General features: G+C 59.8%; 18 protein-coding genes. 8 read left to right on the forward strand and 10 right to left on the reverse strand.

What is annotated here, in order from left to right:
* Positions 1-11: 11 nt before the first annotated feature.
* Genes petA through cydP form a run of 4 tightly spaced genes read right to left on the reverse strand, consistent with a single transcriptional unit; the run spans position 12 to position 3568 of the window.
* A complete protein-coding gene (petA, locus tag ADADOO_RS10455; protein ID WP_511277341.1) occupies positions 12-632 on the reverse strand; it encodes a ubiquinol-cytochrome c reductase iron-sulfur subunit in 621 nt (206 codons plus the stop codon).
* A 10-nt stretch (positions 633-642) separates the two neighbouring features.
* A complete protein-coding gene (gene cydB, locus ADADOO_RS10460; protein WP_511277343.1) occupies positions 643-1782 on the reverse strand; it encodes a cytochrome d ubiquinol oxidase subunit II in 1140 nt (379 codons plus the stop codon).
* Between the two features lie 24 nt (positions 1783-1806).
* Positions 1807-3378 carry a cytochrome ubiquinol oxidase subunit I gene (locus ADADOO_RS10465; RefSeq protein WP_511277344.1) on the reverse strand — a complete coding sequence of 524 codons (1572 nt, stop codon included), beginning with the start codon at positions 3376-3378 and terminating at the stop codon, positions 1807-1809.
* Complete coding sequence (gene cydP / locus ADADOO_RS10470) at positions 3368-3568, reverse strand: cytochrome oxidase putative small subunit CydP (protein ID WP_511277346.1); 201 nt, start codon at positions 3566-3568, stop codon at positions 3368-3370. Before cydP ends, ADADOO_RS10465 begins: the two co-directional genes overlap by 11 nt.
* Positions 3569-4251: 683 nt before the next feature.
* Between cydP and ADADOO_RS10475 the strand changes: the two genes are divergently transcribed.
* The 3 genes from ADADOO_RS10475 to ADADOO_RS10485 are packed head-to-tail and all read left to right on the forward strand — an operon-like array spanning position 4252 to position 7098.
* Positions 4252-4794, forward strand: coding sequence for a DUF302 domain-containing protein (locus ADADOO_RS10475; protein ID WP_511277348.1), 543 nt, complete (start codon positions 4252-4254; stop codon positions 4792-4794).
* Positions 4795-4820: 26 nt separating this feature from the next.
* Positions 4821-6467, forward strand: a complete 1647-nt coding sequence (locus ADADOO_RS10480) for a tetrathionate reductase family octaheme c-type cytochrome (protein ID WP_511277349.1) — start codon at positions 4821-4823, stop codon at positions 6465-6467.
* A 4-nt stretch (positions 6468-6471) separates the two neighbouring features.
* Positions 6472-7098, forward strand: coding sequence for a cytochrome b/b6 domain-containing protein (locus ADADOO_RS10485; protein WP_511277351.1), 627 nt, complete (start codon positions 6472-6474; stop codon positions 7096-7098).
* A 23-nt stretch (positions 7099-7121) separates the two neighbouring features.
* Here the strand turns inward: ADADOO_RS10485 and ADADOO_RS10490 are convergent, their stop codons facing one another.
* Entirely contained in the window at positions 7122-8108 is a 987-nt protein-coding gene (locus ADADOO_RS10490; protein ID WP_511277353.1) for a TlpA family protein disulfide reductase, read from the reverse strand.
* On the opposite strand from ADADOO_RS10490, the gene ADADOO_RS10495 reads away from it, so the two are divergent.
* Positions 8092-8301 carry a DUF3460 family protein gene (locus ADADOO_RS10495; RefSeq protein ID WP_511277354.1) on the forward strand — a complete coding sequence of 70 codons (210 nt, stop codon included), beginning with the start codon at positions 8092-8094 and terminating at the stop codon, positions 8299-8301. The genes ADADOO_RS10490 and ADADOO_RS10495 overlap by 17 nt on opposite strands.
* Before the next feature lie 88 nt (positions 8302-8389).
* Here ADADOO_RS10495 and ADADOO_RS10500 read toward each other — a convergent pair whose 3' ends face one another.
* Together ADADOO_RS10500 and ADADOO_RS10505 are read right to left on the reverse strand one after the other, a co-directional pair.
* Complete coding sequence (locus ADADOO_RS10500; RefSeq protein ID WP_511277356.1) at positions 8390-11107, reverse strand: bifunctional acetate--CoA ligase family protein/GNAT family N-acetyltransferase; 2718 nt, start codon at positions 11105-11107, stop codon at positions 8390-8392.
* Positions 11108-11196: 89 nt separating this feature from the next.
* The gene (locus ADADOO_RS10505) at positions 11197-11601 is read right to left on the reverse strand and encodes an OsmC family protein (protein ID WP_511277358.1); all 405 of its coding nucleotides are present in this window, start codon (positions 11599-11601) and stop codon (positions 11197-11199) included.
* Between ADADOO_RS10505 and ADADOO_RS10510 the strand changes: the two genes are divergently transcribed.
* The gene (locus ADADOO_RS10510) at positions 11600-12139 is read left to right on the forward strand and encodes a class I SAM-dependent methyltransferase (protein ID WP_511277359.1); all 540 of its coding nucleotides are present in this window, start codon (positions 11600-11602) and stop codon (positions 12137-12139) included. The genes ADADOO_RS10505 and ADADOO_RS10510 overlap by 2 nt on opposite strands.
* Here the strand turns inward: ADADOO_RS10510 and mnmH are convergent.
* Positions 12112-13173, reverse strand: a complete 1062-nt coding sequence (gene mnmH / locus ADADOO_RS10515) for a tRNA 2-selenouridine(34) synthase MnmH (protein ID WP_511277361.1) — start codon at positions 13171-13173, stop codon at positions 12112-12114. The two genes, ADADOO_RS10510 and mnmH, sit on opposite strands and share 28 nt — an antisense overlap.
* A gap of 4 nt (positions 13174-13177) precedes the next feature.
* The gene (locus ADADOO_RS10520) at positions 13178-13780 is read right to left on the reverse strand and encodes an arylesterase (protein ID WP_511277362.1); all 603 of its coding nucleotides are present in this window, start codon (positions 13778-13780) and stop codon (positions 13178-13180) included.
* On the opposite strand from ADADOO_RS10520, the gene ADADOO_RS10525 reads away from it, so the two are divergent.
* The 3 genes from ADADOO_RS10525 (at position 13779) to ADADOO_RS10535 (ending at position 17381) form a co-directional block, all read left to right on the forward strand.
* The gene (locus ADADOO_RS10525) at positions 13779-14453 is read left to right on the forward strand and encodes an ABC transporter ATP-binding protein (protein ID WP_511277364.1); all 675 of its coding nucleotides are present in this window, start codon (positions 13779-13781) and stop codon (positions 14451-14453) included. The two genes, ADADOO_RS10520 and ADADOO_RS10525, sit on opposite strands and share 2 nt — an antisense overlap.
* Positions 14454-14517: 64 nt before the next feature.
* The gene (locus ADADOO_RS10530; RefSeq protein WP_511277366.1) at positions 14518-15231 is read left to right on the forward strand and encodes a hypothetical protein; all 714 of its coding nucleotides are present in this window, start codon (positions 14518-14520) and stop codon (positions 15229-15231) included.
* Between the two features lie 296 nt (positions 15232-15527).
* Positions 15528-17381, forward strand: coding sequence for an AIPR family protein (locus ADADOO_RS10535; RefSeq protein ID WP_511277368.1), 1854 nt, complete (start codon positions 15528-15530; stop codon positions 17379-17381).
* Between the two features lie 354 nt (positions 17382-17735).
* Here ADADOO_RS10535 and pqqE read toward each other — a convergent pair.
* The coding region (pqqE, locus tag ADADOO_RS10540) for a pyrroloquinoline quinone biosynthesis protein PqqE (RefSeq protein ID WP_511277370.1) at positions 17736-18748 on the reverse strand (1013 nt) is incomplete at its 5' end.

An 18748-nucleotide genomic window follows, 5' to 3' on the forward strand; every position in this document is an offset into this window, starting at 1 on the left:
GCGAATTCCTTTCAGGCTTGGTTCTGCTCGTCGGCGCCGATGATCAGGCGCGTGTCGGTCAGGTACTGGTGGGGCGGCACTTCGAGATTGGTCGGGGCCGGCTTGTTCTTGAAAACACGGCCGGCGAAGTCGAAGGTCGAGCCGTGGCAGGGACAGAGAAAACCACCCGGCCAGTCGGCACCGAGTGCCGGGTCGCCGGGGGTGAAGGCCGGTGAAGGCGAGCAGCCGAGGTGGGTGCAGATGCCGACGGCGACGAGCATTTCCGGCCGCCGCGAGCGGGTTTCGTTGGTGGCATAGGCCGGCTGCTGGTTTCTTTCGGAGGCCGGATCGACCAGCATGGGTTCGGCTTTTTTCAGGGCGGCCAGCATTTCCGGGGTGCGGTTGAGAATCCACACCGGCTTGCCGCGCCATTCGACGATCATCATGTTGCCGGGAGCGAGCTTGCCGATATCGACTTCGACCGGCGCGCCAGCTGCCTTGGCCCGCTCGGATGGCATCAGGCTGGTGACGAAGGGGACGACCGCCGTGACGGTGAGGGCGCCGCCGACGCCAACGGTGGCCATCAGCCACTGTCGGCGGGCTTGGCTGTCGACGGTGGTGAAGGATGGGCCCTGGCAGATGCATTCAGACATGGAAGACTCCTTAGTAAGCGGCGTGCTCGTTTTCGCGGATGTAGGCAGCGGTGACCTTGCCGGCCATCACCTTGTAGGCCCAGCTGGTGTAAACAAGGATGAGCGGCATGAAGATCAGGGTTGCCCAGAGCATGATGTTCAGCGTCAACTGGCTGGAAACGCTGTCCCAGACGGTGAGGCTGGAGCGCAGGTCGCTCGATGAGGGCATGATGAACGGGAAGAGCGAGACGCCGGCCGTACCGATGACGCCGACGATAGCCAGCGAGGAGGCGACGAAGGCGGCCAGTGTTGCGCCGTTGGCGGCGAGCAGCATGGCGGCCAGGGCGCCGGCGTAGGCCAGCAAGGGCAGGGCCATGGTTGCCGGATAGCGGTCGTAATTGGCCAGCCAGGCGCCAGCCTCGCGGACCACGGTTTTGTCGAGCGGATTGGGCAGGGCGCCCGGCGTCACCGTCGAGGTGATGGCATAGCCTTCGATGCCTTGCCACAGCCAGAGGCCGGCGACCGTAAAGCCGCTCAGCAGCAGGCTGCCGAAGATCAGCATGGCGGTGCGGCTGCGGCGATAGACCGCCTCGTCGGTGCGATGCATCAAATAGATCGCTCCGTGGAAAGTGATCATCGCCGTCGACACCACGCCGCAGAGCAGGGCGAAGGGGTTGAGCAGGGCCCAGAAGCTGCCGCTGTAGGTCGACATTAGGTTGTCGGCAAAGCTGAAGGGCACGCCCTGAAACAGGTTGCCGAAGGCGACGCCGAAGATCAGCGGCGGCACCGCGCCGCCGACGAACAGGCCCCAGTCCCAGGTATTGCGCCAGGTGGCGTTGGCGATCTTGCTGCGGTAATCGAAGCCGACCGGGCGGAAAAACAGCGCCCAGAGCACGGCGAGCATGGCCCAATAGAAGCCCGAGAAAGCGGTCGCGTAAACCAGCGGCCAGGCGGCGAAAATGGCCCCGCCGCCGGTGATGAACCAGACCTGATTGCCGTCCCAATGCGGGCCGACGGTGTTGATCACGATGCGCCGTTCGACGTCGTTCTTGCCGACGAAAGGCAACAGGGTGCCGACGCCCATGTCGTGCCCGTCCATGATGGCGAAGCCGATGAGCAGGACGCCCACCAGCAGCCACCAGATGATTTTCAGGGTTGGATAATCAAGCATGGTTTTTCCTTGTGGATCGGGTTTTCATCGCGCGTTTTCTCCGGCGTGGGCGTATTCGTTGTCATAGCGACCGGTGCCAAGGCTGCCCGGCCCGAGCTTGGCGAACTTGACCATCAGGTACATCTCGACGACGAGCAGCACGGTGTAGAAGCCGACGAAGCCGGCCAGCGAGCCGTACAGGCTGTTCACCGACAGCGTCGACACGGACATGTGGGTGGGCAGTACGCCGTAGATGGTCCACGGCTGCCGACCGTACTCGGCCACGAACCAGCCCAGTTCGCAGGACAGCCAGGGAACCGGCAGCATCCACAGGGCGGAACGCAGCAGCCAGGGTTTGTCGGCGAAATTGCCGTTCAGCGAATAGACCAGCGCGGCGCCGAACAGGCCGAGCATCAGGAAGCCGAAGGCGACCATCAGGCGGAAGCTCCAGAACAGTGGCGTGACGCGCGGGATGGTGTCGGCGACGGCTGTTTCGATGATTTCCGGCGTCGATTGGCGAACGTCGGCGACGTATTTCTTCAACAGCAGGCCAAAGCCGAGATCCGCCTTGTGGTCCTCGAAACGGGTTTTCATGGCAGCGTCGGCCGGATCCTTGCGCAGCGCTTCGAGGGCGATGACGGCTTCCTGGCCGGAAAGGATGCGTTCGCGGTTCTTCTCGCGGATTGCCTTGATGCCGGGGATCTGTTTGTCGAGCGAACGGGTGCCGATGATGCCCATGATCCAAGGGATCTCGATGGCAAAGTCGTTCTTCATCTCTTTTTCGTTGGGAATGGCGATCAGGTTGAAGCCGGCCGGTGCCGGTTCGGTTTCCCACATCGCTTCGATGGCGGCCAGCTTGGTCTGCTGGGCTTCGCCGACGGTGTAGCCGGATTCGTCGCCGAGCACGATGACCGAGCAGATCGAGGCGAAGCCGAAGGCGGCGGCGATGCGGAAACTCTTTTTGGCGAATTCGACGTCACGACCGCGCAGCAGGTAGAAGGCCGAGATCGAGAGGACGAACATGGCGCCGGTGACATAGCCGGCCGAGACGGTATGGACGAACTTGGCCTGGGCGTCCGGGTTGAACAGCACGGCCCAGAAATCGACCATTTCCATGCGCATCGTCACATAGCTGAATTCGGCACCGACCGGGTTTTGCATCCAGCCATTGGCGATCAGGATCCACAATGCCGAGAGATTGGTGCCGACCGCCATGAGGATGGTGACCAGCAGGTGCTGGCGGCGCGACAGGCGATCCCAGCCGAAGAAGAACAGGCCGATGAAAGTCGATTCGAGGAAGAAGGCCATCAGGCCCTCGATGGCCAGTGGCGCGCCGAAAATGTCGCCGACGTAGTGCGAGTAATACGCCCAGTTGGTGCCGAACTGGAACTCCATGGTGATACCGGTGGTCACGCCAAGCGCGAAGTTGATGCCGAACAGCTTGCCCCAGAAGCGGGTCATGTCTTTGTAAATCGCATGGCCGGTCATGACATAGACCGTTTCCATGATGACCAGGATCCAGGTCATGCCGATGGTTAGCGGCACGAAAAGGAAGTGGTACATCGCGGTGACGGCGAACTGCAGGCGCGACAGGTCGACGAGTTGCTCACTGAACATGGGGGTTTCCTGTGTGATGAGTTGGGCTGGTTGCTACGGCCGGTGCCGAGAGATGCGTGGCAATCCGCTCGCTATCCACCTCGACTTTGGCATCGCGCACGAAAGCCCACCACAGGCCAATGATCACCATCAGCTTGATGATCACGAGGAGGGTAAGTTCGTGGCGAAGATTGACAGGCTTGCGGGGCATCGGACGTCATCAGGATTTAAATATCAGTACTTGCTTATCAAGACTCGTGCCAGTCCGTGGGTCGAAATAATTCGCCGTTTGATCAATGAGATGGAATGGGTGCGACATTCGGTCGCAGGGGCGTTTTGCTTGTTTGCCGGGTGGTTTGGCTATATTTGGCAAAGAAAATTGCCATTATTGGCATTGGTCGGTGCTCGCCCCGGGTATCCATCGAACTGGCTTCAGTTCTCAAAAGTGTCAACGAACCGCGATCCGCAGTGCTGGCGCCGATCGTTAATAACGGCGGTAAAAAAAGCCGACCGATAGCCAAGCTCAGCATACAAGGCAGGACAGCCATTTCTGGCAAACGGCGAGTTCTATGGGCTGCGAGCCGGTTTGCTACGGTCAACCGGGAAAAAAGCCCAATTTTGAAATGTTTCCGGGGGCTGCCAAGTGTATCCCTGGCCCTCGCTTCAAGGGTTGAGGTAGCGCTCGCGAATTTCCCGAATCACGAAGTCCTGCATTGTAAAAATATGACCAGTTAATTACTGGGGAAGTTATTTACGATAGATGAATCTGGCACTAGACAGCGTGCCGGCTTAGGTAAATAATATAAGAACATAAGAAACTTCTAATATACGTCATGGCAACGATACCGCTGCCGCCGCTCGTGGCGTTTATCAATTTTTGGGAGGGGATAAATGATGAAGTTGATCATTGGATTTTTGGTTGGTGTCGGCCTGGCTGTCGGGGTTATCTGGAATAGTGCTGGCGGCATGGCGTTTTCGGAGCAGGTCAGTCCGTATTCTGTCGAAGAAACGACCGCGCGCATTCAGCAAAACATTCAGGCGGCCGGCAATGGCTGGGCTATTTCCGGTTTGCGCAATCCGGCAAAACCAGTCGAGGCCGACGGTGGCAATGTTCTGCCGGTCTTGTTGATCGAGGCGTGCAGTACGAAATACTCCGGGCCCATCCTCCAGGAAGACAGCGTGCGTTTCCTCTCCCTGCTGATGCCCTGCAAGATTGCCGTCTACAAGAAAAATGATGGCAAGGTTTATATCGGCATCCTGAATGCCGACCTGATCGGCAAACTGTTTGGTTCGATGGTCGGCGGCATCATGGAAAAGGTGGTGGTCGACCAAAAGAAGTTCCTCGTGATGGACCCGAGCAAACCGGCGCCGGCCCTGATTATTCCCAAAATGGGTGGCGAGGGCGGTTCCGGTGGCGGCGCAGCCGCTGGCTGCTAGTGCTTGCCGACAGCGAGGAGACTGATATGAAACGAATGACCCGTATCATTCTGGCCATTGTGGCGCTCAGCGCGGCAATCGGTTGGGGCTCGGCATCGGGCAATACACCTGTCGTGGCGGCGCCCGTCGCGGCCAGTCCCGGGCCGGCCAAAAGCAATGGCGACAGCACCGCCGATCACAGCAAATTCAAGGAATTACAGAGGGCCTTTGCTTCCGGGCCGGAGGTCACCAAGGCCTGCCTGTCCTGCCATACCGAGGCAGCGAAACAAGTGCAGAAAACCAAGCACTGGACCTGGGAATACGCCGACCCGAAGTCGGGCAAGATGTTGGGTAAAAAGAACGTCATCAACAATTACTGCACGACAACGATCTCCAACGAAAAGGACTGCATGGCCTGCCACGCCGGCTACGGCTGGAAGGATGCGACCTTCGACTTCAAGGCCGAAGAGAACGTCGATTGTCTGATCTGCCACGATGCCACCGGCACCTATCGCAAACTGCCGGGTGACGCCGGGCATCCGGTCTACGAGCGCAAGGAATTCCCGCACGGTTCAGGCAAATTCGTCGAGGCGGTTGATTTGTCGAAGGTCGCGCAGAGCGTGGCCATGCCCAAGCGGAACAACTGCGGCACCTGTCACTTTTACGGGGCGGGCGGCGACGGTACCAAACACGGCGACCTCGACAGCGCGCTGAAAATGCCGGGCAAGTATCTCGACGTGCACATGGATGCCAAGGGCTTGAACTTCAGTTGCTCGACCTGCCATGTTACAGCCGGGCACCGCGTTGCCGGCAGCCGTTATGAGATGACGGCTGCCCAGACCGGACCCGCCCACATGCGCGGCAAGGCCGATGCGGCGCCGGCCTCCTGCCCGTCATGCCATGGTGACAAGCCGCACAAGGAAAGCTTCCTGTACGCTGAGCGGCTCAATTCGCACACTGACAAGCTGGCCTGCCAGACTTGCCATATCGCCGAATTTGCCCGCGACAGCATTGGTACTGAGAAGGTTTGGGACTGGTCGACAGCCACCCAAATGGGGCCGGAGGGCAAGCCAGTTTTCATCAAGGACAGCGCCGGTCGTCGTGCTTTCGATTCCAAGAAAGGCCATTTTGTCTGGGACTCTTATCTGATTCCCGAATACCGTTGGTTCAACGGTCATGTGTCCTACAAAGCCAAGGGCGATACGATCGATCCGCAAAAAGTTGTCGAAATCAACCACCCGGAGGGTTCCGCTGGTGATGCCACAGCGCGCATCTGGCCGTTCAAGATCCATCGCGGCAAGCAGGCCTACGATACCGAGAACAAGATGTTGCTGGTGGTTCATACGGCGGGCGAAGACGATACCGCGCTATGGAAGAATTTCGATTGGCAAAAGGCCATCGAAACCGGCATGAAAACCGCCGGCCTGCCTTACAGCGGCAAGTTCGGTTTTGTCAGCACGGAAATGAGCTGGCCGATTACCCACATGGTCGCCCCGAAGGCCGACGCGTTGCGTTGTGCCCAATGCCACAGCGACCACGGCCGCCTGCAAGGCATCGACGGCATCTATCTGCCCGGCCGCGACCGCAGCCTGGCCATCGACATGATCGGCTGGGCCGTTGTCCTGCTCAGCCTGCTCGGCGTGCTGATCCACGGCGGGACACGCATCTATATCCACACCAAGCGCAAGGGGTGAAGCCATGAACAATCGTATCTACCTGTACAAACGTTACGAGCGTTTCTGGCACTGGTCGCAGGCCGTGCTGGTCATCTTCATGATGCTCACTGGTTTTGAAATTCACGGTGTCTACCAGAATTTCGGCTTCCGGCATGCTGTCGAGTACCACACGCTGGCGGCGTGGTCCCTGCTGACCCTGTGGGCCTTTACCATTTTTTGGCAATTCACGACCGGCGAATGGCGGCAATACATCCCGACGCTGACCCGGGTGCTGGCCATGGTGCGTTACTACACCCATGGCATTTTCGTCAATGCGCCACACCCGTTCCACAAGACGGCTGGCAAAAAGCACAACCCCTTGCAGCGCCTGGCCTACGTCAGTTTGCTGGCCCTCGTTTCACCGCTGATCTGGGGGTCGGGGCTACTCTACCTGTTCTACGCCTACTGGCGGGGCTACGGGCTCGATCGTTTTCTGACGCTGGAAACGGTCGGGCTGACCCATACCGCCGGTGCTTTCATGATGCTGACCTTCTTCATCGTGCACGTGTATTTGACCACCACCGGTCATACCCCCTTCGCCCACATCAAGACCATGATCACCGGCTGGGAAGACGCCGAGGATGAGCAGCCGTCGGCCGGCGAAGCCTGACCGGACCCGGCTGCCCGGCCGGGTCATTTCCCCGAGTGCCTTGCTGCATGGAGCAGGAAGGCCTTGTATTGCGGCCAGTCATACACCGCACCGGCATGCGAAAAAATGATCAGGCCCCGTTTGTCGAGCACGTAAGTTGTCGGGAAGGTCCGGGCAATCTCGCGGTCGACAAGCTGAGTGTTGTCATTAAGGCGCAATTGTTCATCGTTTTCATCGCGACTGCCTGAATCGGCAAGGGGCAAGTCGAGATGCTGCTTCTTCAGCCATTCCTTCGCCGTGGCATAGGGCTCGCGCATCTGTAGAAAGACAAACGCAATATCCTTCTGCCCGGCCAATGCCTTGTGCAGGCTCGCCAACTCGGGCATTTCCTTGCGGCAGGGCGAACACCAGCTACCCCACAGGTGCACGACGATGATTTTGCCGAGCAACTGGTCGATTGAAGATGGCTTGCCCTGAGCGTCCACAAAGGCCAAATTGGCCAGTCGCTCGCCTGGCCGCTTGCCTCTTTTTGCCCGGGCGGCAGCAGCCCGGTCGGCATAGGGACCCCACAGTTCAGGCCAGCGCCGGGAATTGAACACGACATGGTCATCGCTCGCATATAGAACGCACTTCTGCGCTGTGTTCGCCTGGCATTCGTTGATTGCCGCCTCGTCCGCGACATCGGTCGAATCGGCCGACGCATGCCACGCCCAGGCGCCACCGGGAGCGATGGCAAAGGCCCGATGGTTCGGCGCTCGCTGAAAATCACCATAGGCTTGTTGGCCGGCCGGCGGCAGGCCGGGTAAGGAATCAGCCAGCGCGAGGCCGGGTGACAGGACAAGCAGCGCAATGAAGGGCTGGCACCGGTTCATGGTCATCCCGGAAGTTGGTTGAGTATTAGAAAATCCTAACATAACCAGACGATCAGTCCTCTTCGCGATGGGCTCGGACATGGTCTTGACCTGACGTGCTAGAATCGCAGCATTGTCTTGAATATCTTGAGGAAACAGCGAAATGGCGGAAGTGAACACCAGCTACGTGTCCGATCACCAGACCTGGATGAACGAGCAGCTCGAAAAGCATCCCGAGTGGGTTGCCGACCAAAAAGCCGGTCGTGCCCTGTGGTGGGACAAGAAGCAGGATGTCGACAGTTTGGCGCGCAACGCGGCTTCCAAGGTGCCGCAGAAGTCTTATCCCTACGATGTGAATTTCCTCGGTGAATAAGCGCCGCTAAATTTGGGATGTAAAAAAGCCGGTCATCGACCGGCTTTTGTTTGGTGCGCGCCGGACCTGCCGACGCGGAGCAAAACGCCTAGCCGCTCAGCGGCTTGACGACGCGCTTGACGGCGGTGTCGTCCGGGTGCGGATGGATGGTGAAGCCGAGGCTGGTCATCAGGCGGAACATCTTGGCATTGGTCGATAGCACGTCACCGACCACGGCACGGTAGCCCTTCATGCGGGCGCATTCAATGAGCGCCGTCATGAGCTTGCGGCCGACGCCGCACTTCTGCCAGTCGTCGCCGACGGCCAGCGCGAATTCGACCGATTCGCCATCCGGATTGCCGACGTAGCGTGCCACGCCGATCTGGAGTTCGACCGGTTCGACCCCGTCGACGTTATCTTCGAGCTCCTGGCTGATCGTGGCGACCAAGGCCATTTCCCGGTCGTAGTCGATCTGCGTAAAGCGGACCAGCATGGTCTGGGTCAGTTCGCGGAGGGTGTCCATGAAGCGGTAGTAGCGCGATTCGTCGGACATGGCCTTGACGAATTGCTGTTCCATTTCCGCATCTTCCGGGCGAATCGGGCGGATGGTGACGGTCCTGCCGTCGTTCATCTGCCATTCCTGGATCAGGTGCACCGGGTAGGGGTAGATCGACATGTGGGCGTAACGGTCGCCCGAGGAGCTGGCGGCATGGTCGATGACGATGCGGGCGTCGGCGGCGATGGCGCCGTTTTCATCGACGATCAGCGGGTTGAGGTCGAGCTCCTGAATCCACGGCAGTTCGCAGACCATTTCGGAAATGCACAGCAGCACTTCCTTGAGGGCTGCGCGGTCGACCGGCGGCATGTTGTGAAACTGGTCGAGAATCAGCGAAGCGCGCGTCGAGTCGATCAAATCCTTGGCCAGGAATTCGTTGAGCGGCGGCAGGGCGACCGAGCGGTCGCTGAAGATTTCGACGTCGAAACCGCCGGCGCCGAAGGTGATAACCGGCCCGAAAATCGGATCGCGGAAAACCCCGATCATGACTTCGCGGCCATTCGGGCGCGACAGGAATGGCTCGATCGAGACGCCGTTGATCTTGGCGCCCGGGTGGCGCTTTTGCACGGTATCGATGATGTCGTGATAGGCGTTGCGGACAGCGGGTGCGTTGGTGATGTTGAGGCGGACGCCGCCGGCATCGGACTTGTGCGGCAGGTCGGGCGAATCGACCTTCATGGCGATCGGGAAGCCGATCTGTTCGGCGAGCAGCAGGGCCTCGGTGGCGGTGCGGGCAACCATGGTCTGGGCGACCGGCACTTTGAAGGCGCGCAGGATGGCCTTCGATTCCATTTCGGACAGCACCTTGCGCCGTTCGGCGAGCAGGGCCTCGATCAGCATCTTGGCGCCTTCGGTTTCCGGGCGGCCGGTCTGGCGCGTCGGCTCCGGCGTTTGCAGCAGGAGCTTCTGGTTGCGGTAGTACTTGGAAATATGATGGAACAGCTCGATCGCCGTTTCCGGCATGCGAAAAGCCGGGATGCCGGCATTTTCAAGCAGATTGCGCGCTTCGCGCACCTGCTCTTCGCCCATCCAGCAGCAGATCAGCGAACGATTGAGTTTGTCGGCGACTTCGATGATGGCTTGGGCGACGGCCAGCGGGTCGGTCATCGCTTGCGGCGAGAGCATGACCAGGGTGCTGTCAACGCCCGGGTCGTGGGTGACGGCCATGATGGCATCGCGGTAGCGTTCTGGCGTCGCGTCGCCGCCGATGTCGATCGGGTTGCTATGCGACCAGTTGGTCGGCATTGCCTTGTTGAGCACGGCCATCGTTTCGTTGCTTAGCTCGGCCAGCGGAATGCCCATGTCGCCAGCGCGGTCGGCGGCCATGGCGCCCGGCCCGCCGCCGTTGGTGATGATGGCGAGGCGGTTGCCCATTGGGCGGAACTTGGAGGCGAGTGCCTTGGCGGCGTAGAACAGCTGGCCAACGTTCTGGACACGCACCACGCCGGCGCGGCGGACGGCGGCATCGAAAACGGTGTCGGATACGGCAGCCATGCCCGAATGGGTCGCCGCAGCAGCCGAGCCGGCGGCGTGGCGACCGGCCTTGAGCAGGATGATCGGCTTGATGCGGGCGGCGGAACGCAGGGCGCTCATGAAGCGGCGGGCGTTACGAATGCCTTCGACGTACATCAGGATGTAGTGCGTGCGGTTGTCGTAGATCAGGTAGTCGAGGATTTCGCCGAAATCGACGTCGGCCGTCATGCCGATGGAAATGACCGACGAGAAACCGACCTGGTTGGCTTTGGCCCAGTCGAGCACGGCGGAACACATGGCACCGGACTGCGAGACGAGGGCGAGGTTGCCGGGGGCGGCGGAAATCCGGGTAAAAGTGGCGTTAAGGCCAAGGTCGGGGCGGATGATGCCGAGACAGTTGGGGCCGAGGATGCGGACGTTGTAGGAACGGGCGATTTCCATGACCTTGCGTTCGAGCGCGGCGCCGATGTGGCCGGCTTCGGAGAAGCCGGAGGCGATGACGATGGCGTTGCGTACGCCGCTGCGGCCGCACTCTTCAATGAGCTGCGGAACCGTCTGCGGACGGGTGGCGATGACCGCCATTTCAACGCGGGCGCCGATTTCCTCGATGGATTTGTAGGACGGCTGGCCCTGAATCGTGTCGTGCTTGGGGTTGATGGCGTACAGGCGGCCCTTGTAACCCGAGCTCAGGATGTTCTTGAAAATGATGTTGCCGACTGAATTTTCACGGTCTGATGCACCGATGACAGCGACCGATTTCGGTTCGAAAAGCGAGGTTAAATAGTGCTGTTCCAACATGGTGAACCCCTAGTCAGGATATATTTTTGTGCAATGCGGAATTCTGGCATAACGCCCACCCATTGTCATTGGGCTTGTAGGGTTATTCCCTATGTGGACAGGGCGCTTTCGATGAGCAGCGAGTGCGATAGGGCGCGGTATACCGGGCATTTGTTGGCGATTTCGAGCAGGCGCTGGCGCTGCTCCGCCGAGAGCTCTCCTTCGAGGCTGATGGTGCGTTCGATGTGGTCGCGGGAAACGCCGTCGACCTCGATTTTTTTGTGGTGCAATGCAACGCTGATGTGGCTCAGGGCGAAGCCCTTGCGTTCGGCGACCATGCGCAGCGTCATCGAGGTGCAGGCACCGAGGCCAGCCATCACCCAATCAAAAGGTGCCGGGCCAGCGTTGGCGCCGCCGACGCTGACCGGCTCGTCGGCGATCAATTGATGCTGGCCGATGGTGACTGCCTGCTGGTATCTTCCCTGACCATTTTCTGCAACGACAACGCCCGACATGACCGACTCCCTGAATGAATTGCCGCAAATCATACTGCCATCGCCCTGGGTTACCGCGCATTGCGGACTGATCGAGACGGGCGGGCGCGTGCTCGACCTGGCTTGTGGCAGCGGTCGCCACGCCCGACTGCTGGCCAGGCTGGGATTCGAGGTTGCTGCGGTCGACCGGGATTTTGCGGCAATTTTGAAATTGCAGAATGTGCCGGGGGTCACCGCGACGCAGCTCGATCTGGAAGGCGACGAGTGGCCGCTGGCTGGCCGGACATTCGCCGGCATCGTCGTCACCAATTACCTGTGGCGGCCGCGTTTGCCAGATTTGCTGGCCATGCTGGCGCCCGGCGGCGTGCTGATTTACGAGACGTTCATGCTCGGCAACGAGGCTTACGGCAAGCCGTCGAGCCCGGCTTTTCTGCTCCGGCCGGGCGAGTTGCGTGAGGTGGCCCAAGCGGCCGGCTTGCGTCAAATCGCCTTCGAAGAAGGCTACATGGCCAGCCCGAAGCCGGCCATGCGTCAGGCGATCTGCGCCGTTCGCGCGTGAACGATAGCGGCGGCTAGCCGTTTGATGCCGTCCTCGGACAGATCGTCGGTCGAGAACTTGCCGGAATCCGGCATGCCGGCGAAGTTGTGGTCCTGCGAGCGCCGGTAGAGCGGGTCGTAATGCAGTTCGAGCAGCTCGCGCACCAGCATCGGCCAGTCGGCATCAACGATGAACTGCTGCCAGCGCGCCATCGTTTCGCGGCTTTGCAGCGAGCGCAGGGCTTCGAGCCGCTCGCCAAGAAACTCGGGGCGGGTCAGGAAGTAGTCGTAATCCTTGAGCAAGAAGGCGATGCGGGCATCGAGCGTGGCCTCGACGGCGATGCATTCGCCATCGCGGATGCGGGCGATCATCGCTTCCGGTACGTGCAGGTTGCCGATCTTGCGGCTTTCCGCCTCGACATAGACCGGGCGGGCCGGATCGAGCGCGGCGAGAGCCTGCATCAGGGCGGTTTCAAAACCTTTTTGTGAGGGCTGCGGTGAATCGGGCTGGACGCCGAGCACCGAGCCCTTGTGATTGGCCAGGTTTTCGAGATCGAGAATCTGTTCGCCGAGTTCGCCTATCGCTTGCAGGATGCGCGTCTTGGCATTGCCGGTGGCGCCGCAGACGACAGTAAACCGGAATAGCTGCGGCCGCGCTTCAAGCGTCGCGATGACATGGCTGCGCCAGGATTTGTAGCCGCTATCGAGTTGCCCGGCACGCCAGCCGATGGCCTTGAAAACGGTGGTCATCGAGCCGCTGCGGTCGCCGCCGCGCCAGCAGTAGATCAGCGGCTTCCAGGTTTTCGGGCGGTCGAGGAAACGTTCTTTCAAATGTTTGGCGATGTTTTCGGAAACCAGCGCGGCGCCGATTTTCTTGGCCTCGAAGGGCGACACCTGCTTGTAGATCGTGCCGACCTGGATGCGCTGCTCGTTGTCGAGCACCGGGCAGTTGATGGCGCCGGGAATGTGGTCTTCGGCAAATTCGGCTGGCGAGCGGACGTCGATGATTTCGTCGTAGGCCGCGAGATCGGCCACGGTGGGGCGGGAAGGCTTCATCCGGCTATTTTAACAGCGGGGCAAGGGTCGGCCAGACGTGGTCGAGGATCAGCGGCTGGGCCTCGGCCAGCGGGTGCAGGTTGTCGGCCTGGAACAGTTGCGGTTGGGTATTGAGCGGTTCGAGCAGGAAATCGATGAGCGGCGCCTTCTTGGCCTGGGCGATGGACTTGAAACTGGTGAAAAAATCGGTTGCATACGGCCCGTAATTGGGCGGCAAGCGCATGCCGGCCAGCACGACTCGGGCCCCGGCAGCGCGCGAGGCGTCGACCATGGCGTTGAGGTTGTTGCGCATCTGGCCGAGCGGCAGGCCGCGCAGGCCGTCGTTGGCGCCGAGCGCGATGACGACGATGGCTGGATGGTAGGTGGTCAGTGCCGGGCCGAGGCGCGAGCGTCCGCCGGCCGTGGTTTCGCCGGAGATCGACAGGTTGGCAACGCTATAATCGAGGCGCTTTTCGGCAAGGCGTTTGTCGAGCAGCGACGGCCAGGCTTGTTCCGGACGGATGCCGTAGCCGGCCGACAAGGAGTCACCCATGACCAGGATGGTCTTGGCGGCCAGGGCGGGCGGGGCGGTGAAGAGCAGGGCCAACAGGAAGAGAGCGAAGCGCATGGCAGGGAAACCGGTGATTGAAGTGGTGGGGCTGGGCAAAACCGTCGATAACGGCGGCGAGCCGCTGACGATTTTGCAGGATATTTCCTTTTCGGTCATGCCGGGTGAAACGGTGGCCATCGTCGGCGCCTCCGGTTCCGGCAAATCGACGCTGCTCGGGCTGCTCGCCGGGCTCGATACGCCGACGGCGGGCGAGGTGCGGCTCGACGACGTTTCGCTCAATTCACTCGATGAAGACCAGCGCGCCAAACTGCGCGGCCGCCTGCTCGGTTTCGTCTTCCAGTCCTTCCAGTTGCTGCCCTCGCTGACTGCGCTGGAAAACGTCATGCTGCCTTTGGAATTGGCCGGTTTTTCCCGGTCGACCGTGGCAGCCAGCGATTGGCTCGAACGCGTCGGCCTGAGCCACCGCCTCAAACATTACCCGAAACATCTGTCCGGCGGCGAGCAACAGCGCGTCGCCCTGGCCCGCGCCTTCGCCCCCAACCCGCAACTCGTGCTGGCCGACGAACCGACCGGCAACCTCGACGCAGCGACCGGCCAGCAGGTTAGCGACCTGATGTTTGACTTGAACGCCAAGCAGGGAACCACCTTGCTGCTGGTCACCCACGACGAAGCCATCGCGGCTCGCTGCGGGCGCGTGCTGCGTATTCAGTCCGGGCGGCTGGTGGCGTAGGCAGCATTTTAATTTTGGGCAAAATTTCCGGTTGACCGCAGGAATCGATTCGAATGGGGCAAAGATGAGGCGTTTGCAAAGCGAACTGAAGCGATTGTTCCGCCTGCCGGATGCGGCGACAGAGGAGATAGCGCTGCTTGATGGCAACGGCCGGGTGGCAACGCTCATCGTCGGTTTCGCCCGTTCGCGTGACTGGCCAGCCGTGGCGGCGTTGCTCGACGGCCTGCAGGAAACCCTCAGCCTGCCGCTGCCGGCTGTCGGCGTCGACGGCAAGGCCGGCTTCCAGATATGGCTGCCGCTCGCCGAACCGATAGCGCCGGAAAGCGCAGCCCGTTTTCTCGCCGCTCTGCGCCGCCAATACCTCGGCGACATCGCCGACCACGACCTGGCCCTATTGCCCTCGGCCGGCGGGACCGACCACGTGCGCCGCATCCCTGCGCTCTCGGCCGACAGCGGTCGCTGGTCAACCTTCATCGACCCGACCATGGGCGCCATGTTCGCCGACGAAGGCGGCCTCGATTTCGAACCTAACCCCGATCGCCAGGCCGACCAGCTGGCCGCCATCACCCCCATCGAACCAGCCGAATTTGCCCGTGCCCTGGCGGCATTGACCGCCCCTTTGCCGGCAGACCAGGGGCCGGTAGCGGGGACGGCCCACACCACCATCGGCGGCGGCTACAGCGAACCACGAGAATTTCTGATGGCGGTGATGAACGATGCCAGCGTGCCGTTGGCCTTGAGGATCGAGGCGGCCAAGGCGCTGCGGAGCGCTGGGTGATCCTGACAGGATGGGTGCGGATATTCGTGCTGGCCGGTGAAGGCTTTGAATGAGGCGGGATTCTGTGGGTGTTCGCTTGGGGGCTTTCGGCCAACAGCGGGAACTCGGCACGTTCCTTTTGCAGTCATTGTAGCGTCAGCTGTACTTCCAGCGCTGCCGTTAGGGCATTCGTTTATCATTAGTCGTAACCGGCGGGAGATAGATAGTCTGGCTATGCGGGTAGCTATGGCTTCCTAGTCGCCTCTCCCCCATACCCGTAGAATTCGATCACTAGAAAACAAACATTGGGGATATACATGGTTTCACTGTCAGATTTTGAGGCGCAATGGCTTGAGGAAATTGAGGCTGGTATGCCCTCAAGCACACGGAAAGGACATCGGTTTGCTCAGAAAATCCTACGGGACTGGCTTGAGCTTGATTCGGATGCAGCAGAGATCATCTACTGCGATGGCGCTGGTGATGGTGGTATTGATGCAGCAGTGTTTATTCCTCACGGCAGTGAAGAGGGGGGAGACGGGGATACGTGGATGCTCGTTCAGAGCAAGTACGGAAGTGCGTTCAAGGGCACGGATACGTTGTTTGCCGAAGCACAGAAAGTATTCGCCACGCTGGAAGGGCAACGCGAAAACCTTTCCTCTTTGTCTGGTGATGTGGTTAAACGCATTCGGCAATTCCTCTCGCAAGCTGGAGTAAAGGATCGTCTGGAATATGTGGTAGCTACTAACCAGCGATTGAGTCATACGCAATACGACGATATGCAAGCAATCAGGAGGATTGGTCAGGAAAAATTCGGTTCGATTTTCCATGTCGAAGATGTTTCCATCGAGACGATCTACAACAAAAGGCCCGAGGGAGATACGGGTGGCGGCAACAGGCTGAAGGTACCGCTTAAAACCACCATTGCCAGTTCAGGCGACATCCTTTTCGTAGGCGCAACGAAATTGGTAGATGTATTTGCCTTCATGCAGGCATACAAAAAGCAGACCGGCGACCTAGATACGCTGTACGACAAGAACGTCCGCAAGTTCCTAGGCCATCGGCGTAAGGTTAACAAGGGAATCGAACATACCATTGAGCAATACCCTGAGCGCTTCGGTCTTTACAACAATGGCATCACCATCGTGGCTGAAGCCGTGGAGTTGGATGCGGATGGCAAGATTAATTTGACTAATCCCTACGTGGTCAACGGTTGTCAGACCACTCGCTCGATCCATCTGGTTCTGCAGCAAAAACTAAATTCTGGCGGCAAGGGAAATAGTAACCCGCTGCACGATCATTGGCTGAAACGCTTAGATAGTGCCGTGGTTGTAACGAAAATCGTGGTGGTTGGTGATGAAGGTGAAGGGCTGCTCACCGAAACCACGCGCTATACCAACTCACAGAATGCGGTGAGCGACAAGGATTTTATTTCGCTGGAGCAGAATTTCCGCAGTTGGGCTTCTATATTTAATGCGCAGTACGGTGTATTTCTCGAAATTCAACGTGGTGCCTGGGATGCCCGTAAGGCTTGGCAAAAACAGAATCCGTTGGCACAGCCCCAGTATGAGGCTTCTGCCTACGCTTTTGATTTATTGAAGATATATGTGGCAGGTTGGCTAGCTGAGCCTGGAGCAGCTCTGGGAAGTAATTCACCCTTTGCGCCAGGTGGTGTTTGGTTCAAGAAGGTTAGCTCCTTGCCAGAATTCGGTGTTGAGGCAATGTACTCCGCATATCTGCTCCAGCGTTTGGCCGATACATACAATTTTGGCCGTGCTTCAGAGAAGCAATCGCGCGCGTTGACCCGTTTTTTGTTCTATATGATCGTGGTTGATCTGCTGCGGAATTTCCTCCTAATGCACGATATGGCGCATGGCAGTGACGATATTTCAAAGTGTATTGACACACTGGATAAGACTAATTTGTTGGAGGAAATTGGCGCAATTTCCATCAACGTAATCGACGATTATTTTCGGGCTGGTGGTGAAGACTGCTTGTTCGATGAGCCTGGTTTCCGCAAAACGCAAGAGGTACGTCCATTTCTAATGTCAGAAAAACTTGGCAAGGATGAACAGTATTCACCTAGCCTCAAGGCACAGTTGAATTATGCTAGACGAGATTTTCGCCGTAGCCCGGTTGCTGCGCAGATAAAAGCTGCATTGAATGAAGGGTGATTCTCAAAGAAAGCGGCAAAGTGTGACTCTGCCGTTGGGCATTGGTGGAGATGCGTCTGATTGCTACCAACAGCCAACGGTGGGCCGTTCCCGGCTTTGGTCGTCCTGTTACTTCAATAGGACGCGTTGAGCGGCAGGTCGCATCAGTACTTGCCTTTGAACCGCCCGAGCTCCGCTATGGGCACGAAATGCTCATTCGCAAAAAACAGAAGCAGCCTTGAATGCTCGCCGTAGCGTGTCCGCCTGAGCAAGGTTTGAACGACAAACAGTCCCTCGCCGAAGCGATCCGAAATATCTCGATTTCAAATTTCGCCCTTTTTTTCCGGTTGACCGTAGGAATGGCCAACTGGCGGGTCAGCTGGTCGATTCTGACGCTTCCGCTTCTTCAATCAGCCGCTTGCTTTCCTTCGGGTCGCGGAAGATGAGCGGCTGTGTCTGGCGATCCGGAATCGTGGCATTTTCGAGCGCCGTGCTGACGATTCCATGGTGCGGGCTTTTCGGGCAGACGGGGTCGGCCGCGTCGGCATCGCCGGCGAGCAAATAGGCCTGGCAGCGGCAGCCGCCGAGGTCTTCTTCCTTGTGGTCGCAGTCGCGGCAGGGCTTTTTCATCCAGCCGGTGCCGCGGTAGTGGTTGAAGCCTTCGGAGTCGTACCAGATGTCGTGCAGGCTGCTGTCGCGGACGTTCGGGAAGCTCAGGCCGGGCAGCATGCGGGCGGTGTGGCAGGGCAGGGCGGTGCCGTCGGGCGTCACGGTCAGGAAGACGTTGCCCCAGCCGTTCATGCATTTCTTCGGCTTGCCTTCGTGGTAGTCGGGGACGACGAAGAGGATGCGCATGCGCTCGGCCAGGTTTTCCTTCCATTCGTTGGTCACGGCTTCGGCGCGGCGCAGTTGTTCGCGTGACGGCATGAGCTGGTCGCGGTTGAGCAGCGCCCAGGAGTAGTACTGGGCGTTGGCCAGTTCGAGGTATTCGGCGCCGAGGGCGTCGGCCATTTCGATGATGCGGCCGATGTGGTCGATGTTCAGGCGGTGGATGACGACGTTCATGACCATCGGCCAGCCGCGCGCCTTGATCATTTCGCCGACCTTCTGCTTGAGGTCGAAGGTGCGCGTGTGGGTCAGGAAGTCATTGATCTCCTTGGTCGAATCCTGAAAGGAGAGCTGGATGTGGTCGAGACCAGCGGCCTTGAAGGCGTCGAGGCGCGCTTCGGTGAGGCCGACGCCGGAGGTGATGAGGTTGGTGTAGTAGCCGAGCTGGCGGGCTTCGCCGATGAGGATTTCGAGGTCGTCGCGCAGCAGCGGTTCGCCGCCGGAGAAACCGCATTGCACGGCGCCCAGTTCGCGCCCTTCGCGCAGGACGCGCAGCCAGT

Source organism: Azonexus sp. (assembly GCF_036170495.1).
GTDB lineage: Bacteria > Pseudomonadota > Gammaproteobacteria > Burkholderiales > Rhodocyclaceae > Azonexus.

Excerpts from the sequence above, each read along its gene's own strand:
- ADADOO_RS10535 (WP_511277368.1), top strand. The coding sequence starts at position 15,528 with ATGGTTTCACTGTCAGATTTTGAGGCGCAATGGCTTGAGGAAATTGAG.
- ADADOO_RS10465 (WP_511277344.1), bottom strand. The coding sequence starts at position 3,378 with ATGTTCAGTGAGCAACTCGTCGACCTGTCGCGCCTGCAGTTCGCCGTC.
- ADADOO_RS10510 (WP_511277359.1), top strand. The coding sequence starts at position 11,600 with ATGACCGACTCCCTGAATGAATTGCCGCAAATCATACTGCCATCGCCC.
- ADADOO_RS10485 (WP_511277351.1), top strand. The coding sequence starts at position 6,472 with ATGAACAATCGTATCTACCTGTACAAACGTTACGAGCGTTTCTGGCAC.
- ADADOO_RS10475 (WP_511277348.1), top strand. The coding sequence starts at position 4,252 with ATGAAGTTGATCATTGGATTTTTGGTTGGTGTCGGCCTGGCTGTCGGG.
- ADADOO_RS10505 (WP_511277358.1), bottom strand. The coding sequence starts at position 11,601 with ATGTCGGGCGTTGTCGTTGCAGAAAATGGTCAGGGAAGATACCAGCAG.
- petA (WP_511277341.1), bottom strand. The coding sequence starts at position 632 with ATGTCTGAATGCATCTGCCAGGGCCCATCCTTCACCACCGTCGACAGC.
- ADADOO_RS10500 (WP_511277356.1), bottom strand. The coding sequence starts at position 11,107 with ATGTTGGAACAGCACTATTTAACCTCGCTTTTCGAACCGAAATCGGTC.
- ADADOO_RS10480 (WP_511277349.1), top strand. The coding sequence starts at position 4,821 with ATGAAACGAATGACCCGTATCATTCTGGCCATTGTGGCGCTCAGCGCG.
- ADADOO_RS10530 (WP_511277366.1), top strand. The coding sequence starts at position 14,518 with ATGAGGCGTTTGCAAAGCGAACTGAAGCGATTGTTCCGCCTGCCGGAT.
- ADADOO_RS10520 (WP_511277362.1), bottom strand. The coding sequence starts at position 13,780 with ATGCGCTTCGCTCTCTTCCTGTTGGCCCTGCTCTTCACCGCCCCGCCC.
- mnmH (WP_511277361.1), bottom strand. The coding sequence starts at position 13,173 with ATGAAGCCTTCCCGCCCCACCGTGGCCGATCTCGCGGCCTACGACGAA.
- cydP (WP_511277346.1), bottom strand. The coding sequence starts at position 3,568 with ATGCCCCGCAAGCCTGTCAATCTTCGCCACGAACTTACCCTCCTCGTG.
- ADADOO_RS10525 (WP_511277364.1), top strand. The coding sequence starts at position 13,779 with ATGGCAGGGAAACCGGTGATTGAAGTGGTGGGGCTGGGCAAAACCGTC.
- ADADOO_RS10495 (WP_511277354.1), top strand. The coding sequence starts at position 8,092 with ATGGCGGAAGTGAACACCAGCTACGTGTCCGATCACCAGACCTGGATG.
- cydB (WP_511277343.1), bottom strand. The coding sequence starts at position 1,782 with ATGCTTGATTATCCAACCCTGAAAATCATCTGGTGGCTGCTGGTGGGC.